A 10,157-nucleotide genomic window follows, 5' to 3' on the forward strand; every position below is an offset into this window, starting at 1 on the left:
CTCATCCTCCGCGCAACTGGACAAACTGGTTGTCAACAGGATTATACACCCAAGCTTTAATTTCTGTTTGGGCGATCGGCAAATTATTATGCGACAAATCAACAGCCCACCTGGCATTATTGTATAACTCAGATTTTAAACTCTCAGCAATGTCGGGACTGTCCAAATTTACATAAGCGTTAGCAAAAAAAGATTTTTTTCCCCCGACAGATAGCAGTACAATATTCGGCTGTTGCAATTTTTCTGGCCAAACCGCCCAACCCGCAGCCTTGACAGCATCATTTTGCTTAACAGTCAAGGATTTATCGGTAGTTTGAGGTTTGTCTAAATAACCGTAAACTTTCTCGGTATTAGAAATAAACTCTACATTTTTCGCGAACTTTCTCCAACCTATTTTGTCGATAATTGCAGCGCCTTCTCTCACCAGCCAAGTTTTTTTGCTCAGCACCCTCAAACAGCTTTCCGGCGAATTATTGAAAAAATCCGAGGGTTCCAGATAGTTAATTAACTGCAAACAATCTTGAGCGCCTTGTTTGTAAATAAGTGCCGATCTAGTTTGGGCGATTGCCTGTTGAGAGTTAACAATAATTGTGGCAATTAACAGCCCTGCAACTACGCGATAAATAAATTTATAATTACGTTTTAACGTTGCTTTTTTTTCTTGATAATTACCTCGGACAAACAATTGCCCTAGCTGAACCACAGCAATTAATAGCAAAATTGAATTAGTCGTATATCTAGACGATTCTAGCGCCTGAATTGCCCCAAATTCAGCCCTGCCAGCCGTAATAAACAAAGAAGATAAAACCGAAAAAAAACCTATTGACAGCCAAGGTAAAGCCTGATTTTGCAATCCTAAATCAATATTGGAATGAGTATCTTGCCGTAATCCTAAATGAATTGTGGGATGGGCATCTTGCCCGTCCAGCGTCGCAGTCTGAACCACGTTCATAACTGAGTTGGGATTGCTATAGCTTTCAGAAATATCATTCCTATCTGTCATTGCCAGTGGCGAAGGAATCGCAGGGGCTGGAGATTGCTTCGCAGGGTTCCCAATGACAAAGAAATAGAATACCAAAAATAAGAAACTTGCAAATATTAGCAATCCAACTAATGCTGAAATTCCAGGCGATCGCACAATTGGCGAACCCAGCAAACTTAAAAAGTAATCAATCACCACAAACGGCTTATTCAACAATGAAATAATACTTGCTTTGCGGCTAGGATGATAATCAATTGAGTAAACAGCACAAGTTGCCAAAAACAGCAGCATCCAGACAATAACTCTTTTTCTTTTCTGCGCCGCATTTCCTTCTAAAGCCGCCACAGCCGGAATCGCAGCCAACCAAGAAAGCAAACCTTGGGCCAGGGAAAAACTCGCAATAAAGCAGAATCCAGCCGCAATCCATATTTGAATATCGTAGGGACACGGCAGTGCCGTGTCCGTACTCTGTTTGATCTGAGGTGTTGCATCATTCTCAATAACGGGCAAGATGCCCGTTCCACAAAAATTCAATGTTCTTGTGGAACGGGCATCTTGCCCGTTCCTAAATAGCTTATTGATCGTGGTGCAACATCTCTGTTTCATCCGATTAAAAACCGCTATATTAGGCAATAATTTGTGATTTGAAACCAGCGCATAAACCGCAGCGACAAAACAAAAATTGACTAAAAACCAAGCCAATTGAAATCCCCAAAGCCAGTTTTCGTGCTGAACTAGCGAGAAAAGCAAAATACAAGTTAAAATATTAGCTAAATGCCACAAATCATCCCCAACATTCTTAACTTGCATCGAGGATAACTTGTACATAGCGAGAAAAGTTATCGCAGCCAAACCTATGCTGAGACACAACTGATAATTAATATTCCATCGGGAAGCAAAAGCCAGCACCGCAATAATTATTTTAGGGAAAACTATGCGGTGATTGCTGTGCAAATCCCAAAAATCGTTAAAAGTTACATTTCCCGCAGCTATTTTTTCAAAAAGGCTAGCTAACCTCCACTCGTCATCAACGGGAACGTTAACGCTAAAATTCGCTACCAATCCGATTAAGAAGAGGACAGGAATTAGATATAAAGTAAATAAGATGATTTTTTTCATGAAAGTGCGATCGCACTGATTGTCATCACCATTTTATATCAAACCCGGTTAAATAATTTTTATCAAGTTTGTAGTGAAGATTTCACTCCTCATAGTTTGAGCCGGGACTTGCATTCGTTACTACAAACAAGTTGAAAAACATAACACATAGAAACCCGGTTTCTTGAAGAAACCGGGTTTCCGAACAGCCTCAAAGTCTCACGTTCAATTCGGTTAACCGAATTACTTAATAGTCTTGAACGTATCCATTTTCCCAGTAAATCGGTTGATAAACATCTGCAAGACACTCCGCTTGCCAATATTGATATTAGAACTCACGGACATTCCCGACTGCAAGTTAACCTCCACTTCATTTGCCTTGCCCTTGTTCAAAACAAACTTCTGATTTTTGAGCTTTATTTTGGTTTTGAAAGCGTAGTATTTCCGCAGTTCAGTAGGAGGCTCAGCATCGCTGCTAATCTCTATCACTTCACCCTCAGCAGTACCAAACTCCAGCGCCGGGAAAGCTTCTACATTCACTTCCACAGGCACGCATTGGTATTTCGTCAAACCCAGTTTCTCTCTGTTAACTTCCTTCTCTGGACAAACGCAACTTTTACCTATTTCGCAGTCAATCTTTTCTCCGTCTAATTGCTTGCCGTGATACTGCTCCAATTTTGCCCGCTTCTGTCTCAAAGCATCCAATACCAGAGCCACATTGCTGTTTTCCAGGTAAACCACTGCTTGCAGACCGTTGTCGTCATCCAAAACTTTGAGCAGCTTTTCAGTTTGCTGCGCTTCGTAATAAGCTTCTTCGCAGCGTGCTGGGCGCGGTTCGCCCGGTTTCACCACCGTATTAATAATGGATTGGCATATCGGATCTTTCGCCATATCCAACTTAGCTTTCTCCTTCGTAGAAGGTTTCAAATCGAAGATAACGCCAGATACCGGAGCCTTCATCACTTGAGTGTCGCGGTTTTGTTGAGCCTTTTCTAGCTGAGCGTTCACCTCGGACAACTTTTTCAGGTTTTCCACTTTGAAGCGGCTTAGCTGAGAATCGCTGCTGGCAATTTGTTTCTGGTTTTCAGCAATTTTGGTATAAAGTTCTTTCGCCCAGGTATCCTTGGTGTTTTTCAACTGTTCTTGGGCGCGGGCGATGGACTCCAGAAGGCGCGCTTGCTCTCCTTGGTGACGCTGTATTTCAGCAGTAATTTTTTGGATGTCACCTTGACGCGCGTTAATTTCGCCTCGGCGCGTATTGATTTCACCGAGGCGCGTGTTAATTTCGCCCCTGCGAGAGTTGATTTCACCTTCGCGCTGCTTGATTTGATCTTGCTGTTTGAGAACGTCGCTTTGGCCTCTGAAAACATCTTGTTCTTGACGTTCTTTTTGCAGTTCAGCGATGGCTCCTTCCTCCACCAGGGGGGCGAGTCTGCCTAGAATGTTTTGATTCGACTTCAATACTTGTTGGGATTTCGCTAACTGTTCTTGGGCCAAATCTCTCTGAGCCAGGGCTGATTTTACTTGCTCTTGCGAAGAACTTAACTGCTGCTGAGCATAATTTAATTGGTTCTGGGCAAAACCCAATTGTTGCTGTGCCACTGTCATTTGATCGCCGGCGGCTTTCTCAGCATCCTGAGCTTGCTTCAGTTGTTTTTCCAACTCCTGAACTTGGCCTTGAGCTGCGGCTACGCGAGACAGAAACTCCGATCGATAATTAACATAAAGTCCTTGCTGAGCAGCATCAAAATTTCCGCTAGCTCCCCTGTTGAGGTACAGTTCGTCAATCAAAGCTTGCAGCACTTGATTTTGTGCCGTGAGGCTCTGTCTGTCCTTGATAGTTGATTCTAGGTTAGAAGGAACAGCGCCTTGAATTTTGCCGTTGACAACATCTTCGTAAAATTTATTTTCCTTTTCCAGAGCTTCTTTAGTTTTCTGAATCGATGTTAAATCGGCGCTGGGTGCAAGGGGGTTGAAAGTGAGCAGAGGCTGGTTCTTTTCCACGCGATCGCCATTTTCAACGTGAAGTCTCACCACAGCGCCCGTAGCAGGTGCTTGGATGTCTCTAGCACCATCTTTGAACTCCAATTGGCCGACAGCGGGGACAGCTTGCTCTACGCTAGCAAAATAAGCCCAAACTACAGCAGAAGTGGTCATCAGCATGATCATCCACAAAAACAAGTGCGACCAAATCGCTGGTTTTTCGAGAATGACTGGTTGCTCAGAAAGTATTAACGATTTCATAGCCATTTGTTAGTTCTCAGTTGTTAATTGTTAGCGCTAAGTTGTGAGTTGTTAGATATCAGGTATTCGATGACTCTTGTTGTTGGAAGAGGCAGTAGTAACGCCCTTTAAGAGCCATTAATTCTTTATGAGTTCCCCGCTCGACTACAGAACCTTGATCCATCATAATAATTATGTCGGCGTTTTGGATTGTCGTCAGGCGGTGAGTAATGAAAAACACCGTGCGGCCGGCAAAAGCTTCTGCTAAGTTATTGCAAACTTGGCGTTCGGAATGGTAGTCGAGGGCGCTTGTAGCTTCGTCCAAAATCAGCAGTTTCGGGTTTTGCAAAATCGTCCGGGCGATCGCCAAACGCTGTCTTTGACCCCCAGAAAGCGACGAACCCCGCTCTCCGACTATCGTATTGTAGCCAGCAGGCAAGCCCATAATAAAATCGTGAGCCACCGCTAATTTCGCAGCTCGCACAATCTCATCCGTACTCGCATCGGGATTGCTCAGAGCAATATTTTCCTGTACCGAGCAGTTAAACAGCAAAGTATCTTGCAGCACCACCCCAAGTTGGCTGCGGAGCGAGTACAGTTCCACCTTGGCAATGTCGTACCCGTCAATAAAAATCCGGCCCGACAGCGGCGGATAAAGACGCTGCAACAGCTTCATCGCCGTACTTTTACCGGAACCGCTTCCCCCCACAATTCCCACAAAACTGCCAGGGGGAAATTCCAAATTCACATTAGCCAATTGCAGTGCCCCGCTTTCTAGAAATCGGAAGGAAACCTCCTCATAGGTAACCTGCCCTTGAATTGCCGGCAGCGGGATATTGCTGCGGTCTTCCTCGCTGGTTTCCGTCGGCGTATCGACGACATCCTTAAGCATATCGATCGACATTGAGACTTCTTGGAAACTCTGCCAGACGCTCACAAAACGCAGCAGCGAACCAGTCACGTTCCCGGAAATAATTCGGAAAGCAATCAACTGACCCAACGTAATCTCATTTCCCAGTACCAAATAAGCTCCCACCCACAACTGAGCTAAGTTACCCACCTGGTTTAAAAAGCTGCTAACCGTACCGGCCGTAGTCCCCGTGATAATTGTTTTAAAACTGGCTGTAATGTATTTTGCGTAGCGGCTCGACCACTCCCAACGGGATTTCAATTCAATATTTTGAGCCTTAACAGTTTGAATCCCGCTGACTACTTCCACTAAATAAGATTGAGAGTCAGCAAAACGGTTGTTTCTTTGTTTTATCAGGCGCAGCACCAGCGGATTGATTAGAACAATCATCAGCCCCAGTATCGGTACCACTGCCAAAGATACTGCAGTTAGCTGCACACTGTAAGAGAGCATAACGGCGACGTAAACCACCGAAAATACCGCATCGAGAACCACTGTCAGAGCTGTACTCGTCATGAATTCCCGAATCTGGCCCATCATGCTGAATTTGTATACCAAATCTCCGACGCGCCGATTGTCAAAGTAATTCTGGGGCAGCCGGAGCAAGTGGTCGATTACCTCTGCACTCAATTTGACATCAATGCGGTTTGAGGTATCTATAAACAAAAAGGTACGCAAACCGTTGAGCAGTCCTTCAAACAGGGCAACACCTAATAGAAATGCCCCCAAAATATCCAAGGTGTCAATGCTGCGCTGACCTAAGACTTTATCAATAATTACTTGGCTGATTAATGGGTTGGCAAGACCAAATAACTGTACAAAAAACGAAGCCAGCAACACCTCAAAAAACACTGTCTTGTGTTCCATGAGCGCCGGCACAAACCACCAGAAGCTGAACTGCTCTTTTTGCTCAACTTGCGGAGCTTGCAGCAGCAGGACTTCTCCCTGTTCGCCCCAGATTTCTTTAAACTGAGGTATCCGCTTCCGCATCAGCCCCTGTTCGGGCGTGGCCATCACCAATTCTTGCTCGGTGATGCTGTAAATAATGGCAAAGCTATCTTGCCATTTAATCATTACGGGAGCTTTGATGCGGTTGATGGCTTCTGCTGGGACTTGCGCCAATTGAGGCGTGAGGCCGATGCTTTGGGCGATCGCCCCGCAGGCTTGGATGCTGATGGAACCGGCGGTTTTTAACTGATTTTCTAGAACTTTGCGGATGATATCTCGACGAAATTTGAGGCCGAAATACTTGCTCAACATTTGGAAGCAAGCTAGCGGGGCGTCAATCTGCCCTTTGGCGCGGAAAACTGGGTATCTCGCCGCATCCTTTGTTTGGGGGTCGGTTTTGGGTTCTGGGGGACGGTCTGGGGCGTCTATAATGCTGAGCGATTTTCCGCCGGGCGGATTCTGCCCAGGGTCTACTATATCTGGCGTGGGATTTAATGGGTCTGTTTCTTGATGTTCTGGGGGTTCCCGGAAGCCTACCAATCGCGCGCCGAGGCGGCCTTCTACTTTTAAGGATTTGGCTGCGTTTTCCACAGAGAAGCGGCTGCCGGTGGGAAAGTCGCCCAAGACGCCGCTGCTGACGAGCCAAACTCGATCGGCATCTAGCTCTTTGGCGATGTCTTGAGTTTTTTTGTTGCCGTTTGGTACGTTGACAACTGTCGCATCTTGCCAAGCTTGCAGGGTGAGTTCCTTGAGATTGGAAGTGCCGTCGGCTTGGCGCTGCAATTCCAGGCTCAACAGTTCAAATACTTCGCTCAAGGAACAGTGTTCGCGAAAGGCTTCTCCAAATGTCGGCTGTTTTTCCAGTACGCTCAGGAACTCTTCGGCAGGCAGGACGATCGCGATCACATCTGTAGAGGCGATCGCGGTTTCGCAGGGAACTCCCCTGAGCAATCCAGCCCAGCCGAGAATTTCCTTCGACTGCACCAAGCGTAAACTTACGTGGCGCTGCGAGCGCTGGTCAAACCCCAGCAGCCGGGCCTGGCCTTGATAGATAATTGCCACCTGAGTCGGCATTTTTTCCCGTTCAAACAGGGGTTGCCCCGTCCGGTAGCCAAGGAGTTGGCATTTAGCCACCAAGGCTGTCAGAGCCGTCTCTGACAGTCGGTCAAAGGGAGGTGTTTGAGCTAGGAAATCCTGAATTTGGGAGAGGGAAACAGCGGAAGAAGTCATCCAATTTTTGATTTTTGATTTTTGATTTTAGATTGAATCCACAGATGAATCCAGGGGGTTTTTGTCAGGATGCTACGCTTTTTCAAGTCTCCACGGATAAATCCGGGGGCCCCTGACCCAATTGCTTGATTGTCATGAAATTGAAGACACGGAGGAGAGGGGCTGTAGCGGGCCTATTTGCGATATCTGTTCGGCGAGCCAGCTTTCAAAGAGTTCGTTAATCAAGTGCAGCCGCATCGATTCATCGAGCTGGGCCGGCATGAACTTTTCTAGTCGAATAATTACCATCCATTCTGCCAGAGGACGCGGCGTCCAGAGTTGATTTGGCTGGCTGACGGACAAAAGTTTGCTGATTGCCGGGTGGGGCTGGGAGAGGGGTACGGGGCCCAACAAGCCACCTGACTTGGACTCCGGCCCTTCGGAATAGTCGCGGGCCACTTCAGCAAAGGTTTGTTCCCCTTCGAGGATGCGAAAGTAAAGTTCGTTTGCCAGTGCTGGATTTTTGGTGCGTACCAGGGAATAGACTACGTGGTCTAGGCTGGCTTTGCGGGTTAAAAAATAATTATCTACTTTAGGTCTCCAAGTGGCTTGCTTAAATTTTTCGATCAGCAAGGGCCTAACGGCCATCTCTTGAAGTTCTTCTTCCGTCATATTTTGGCCGCGCAGCCAAGCTTCTTTGGCTTCCGGGGCTGTCAGTTGGTGTTGTGCCAGAAAGTTCTCCACGGCGGATTGGCGTTCTTCGTCGCTGCAACTAAAGGATGCGATCGCTTGGTCTACTATTACACCGCGCAAGAATTGCGGCATCAACTGGTACCGCTTCAGGAGCGATGGCATATCCTGAGCTTGCAGTAATTTATCGCCTATTTGAAAAAGTCCTGTCATTTTTTTATCTCCAACTGACTTGCGCTTCCCCTTTTAATTTAGCTGTGGCAGGAAAAGAGCGACAACCACTAACCCCTCGATTCCCCGATGATAGCAGACCGTCCGTGGGCTAGCGCTATTGCTGTCTATTTCTTGACGCTCTGCCTAGCGAGGGGTTCCCCACGGGTCTCACAATGGTAGGGGGATGCGAGAGTGGGAGAGTGGGAAAATCTTTACTTCTGCCATCTTCCTTCTTCCCTCAACATCCATCCGTTAAATCCCGTACACTGCTTAGTTGCTGAACTTCCTTCTTCCTTCACTCTCGGAATAGTCTTTCAAAGAGTGTTTCGAGTTGGGTCGAGCAAACGCGACTGTCGAGATATTTGGGGTTTGCCGCCATTTTTTGCTGGATTCGATCGCGGTAGTGCCGACGCAGTTCTGGGTTGGTTCCCAGTGCTGTGCTCAGCTCTAAATAAGACTTCTCGCTGTTTGCTACCAGTTCCGGAAGTAGTAGTTCTTCGATCACTGCGGCTGATTGTCGCGATCGAGTTGTTTGCCCTTTTCTTACCACTACAGGCAACCCGGCCAACAGGGGTTCTGCTAAGGAGCAGGCACTGCTGTATGGATAGGAGTCTAAATATATATCAGCCAATTCCAGACATTTTATGCAATCTGCGCGAGATGGCAGCGCCTTAATCACAACTAAACGCTTTTTGTCAATCCCAAATTCGGCAAAGAGCGATCGAATTTGGTTGTAAAAAGGCACCGTCGGATAGTTTTCATTGCGCGAACGAAAGGGATACAAAACTAAAATAGAATTTGGTACGGCCGCAATAATTTTTGCCCAAGTTTCTCTCAATTCTGGGATAATTGTAAAAGCTTGAGCGCCGGACATGAACACTACAGATTCGTCGGTGGCTCCCCAACTCCTGCGAGTCGGTTCAACTCTGCCAGGTGCTGATCCTACAGTATAGCTTAAACAAACTCCCGAACCTTCTAAACTAATTAATTTTTCGCGATACTCTGCTGCTGCACCTGGGGGCAATGTCAAATCTCCGGCAATGAAATAATCAATATTTCGGGCGCCTGTGGTTGCGGGGGTTGATGCACCCGTAGCTATTTGCACCCGCGCTAGTCGGTGCAGGCACAGCAGCGCGCTTGGTTGAGAAGTGTCGGTAGTATTGGTGCAGATTAGCAGAATATCTAAATCGTGCGATCGCATTTCTCGGACTTGATTGGGCAAAGCTTCTGACAGTTGCACCAGTTTGTCGGCGCAATTTTCGCAATATTTCCCCAGTCGCTCGTCTTGTACCTGGAAATAGTACACGATAATTTCAAATTTGCTTCTGTCTAAATATTCAAAACTCGCAATTGCTGCACGAGTCTCGGATTCCTCACTAATTTTCTCAAGCAAAAACCCCACTCTGATTTTAGTTCTTTCAGGTTCTCTCTGAGGAAAATTCCATTCTATTTGACTGCCGATATTTTTCCAATGAAATTCCAGAATATCAGCTCGCTGACTCAATATATTGAGCAGATTGAACTCGCTCAAATACAAAGCTTGGAATCTAACATTTTTCGCAATAAAAGCCGCCAAATAACGCCAAACTTCTGAATCGGGAAAACTGGCGATATTAGCAGCGACGTAATTGATTAACTGCTGGAAATATTCAGAGTACCTTTCAACTTCCGACTTGGGTTTAAACTGATATCTTGCACCCTTCTCAATTACTTGGTTAGGAACAGGCAAGATGCCTGTTCCACAAGATAATTCATCTGTTGTGGAACTAACAGGCAAGATGCCTGTTCCACAAGATAATTCATCTTGTGTGGAACTAACAGGCAAGATGCCTGTTCCACCAGATAATTCATCTGTTGTGGAACTAACAGGCAAGATGCCTGTTC

5 protein-coding genes are annotated in these 10,157 nt (G+C 46.3%); all 5 read right to left on the reverse strand.

Translation table 11 applies throughout. The features are described 5' to 3' along the window. Position 1: 1 nt before the first annotated feature. Positions 2 to 2,101 (reverse strand): hypothetical protein, encoded by a 2,100-nt coding sequence (locus tag QUB12_RS13245; RefSeq protein ID WP_333307094.1) that lies wholly within the window; start codon positions 2,099 to 2,101, stop codon positions 2 to 4. Positions 2,102 to 2,323: 222 nt separating this feature from the next. Beyond that, positions 2,324 to 4,330, reverse strand: a complete 2,007-nt coding sequence (locus QUB12_RS13250; RefSeq protein ID WP_333142720.1) for a chromosome partitioning protein ParA — start codon at positions 4,328 to 4,330, stop codon at positions 2,324 to 2,326. A gap of 52 nt (positions 4,331 to 4,382) precedes the next feature. Continuing rightward, positions 4,383 to 7,391: a peptidase domain-containing ABC transporter gene (locus tag QUB12_RS13255; protein ID WP_333307096.1), complete on the reverse strand. Its 3,009-nt coding sequence runs from the start codon at positions 7,389 to 7,391 to the stop codon at positions 4,383 to 4,385. 132 nt (positions 7,392 to 7,523) lie between these two features. Continuing rightward, positions 7,524 to 8,273: a peptidylprolyl isomerase gene (locus QUB12_RS13260; RefSeq protein WP_333034840.1), complete on the reverse strand. Its 750-nt coding sequence runs from the start codon at positions 8,271 to 8,273 to the stop codon at positions 7,524 to 7,526. Positions 8,274 to 8,568: 295 nt separating this feature from the next. Beyond that, positions 8,569 to 10,157: O-linked N-acetylglucosamine transferase, SPINDLY family protein (locus QUB12_RS13265; protein WP_445300665.1), on the reverse strand; the 1,589-nt coding region annotated here is incomplete at its 5' end.

Origin of the sequence: Microcoleus sp. B7-D4, from assembly GCF_036705125.1 — a bacterium.
Taxonomy (GTDB): domain Bacteria; phylum Cyanobacteriota; class Cyanobacteriia; order Cyanobacteriales; family Microcoleaceae; genus Microcoleus.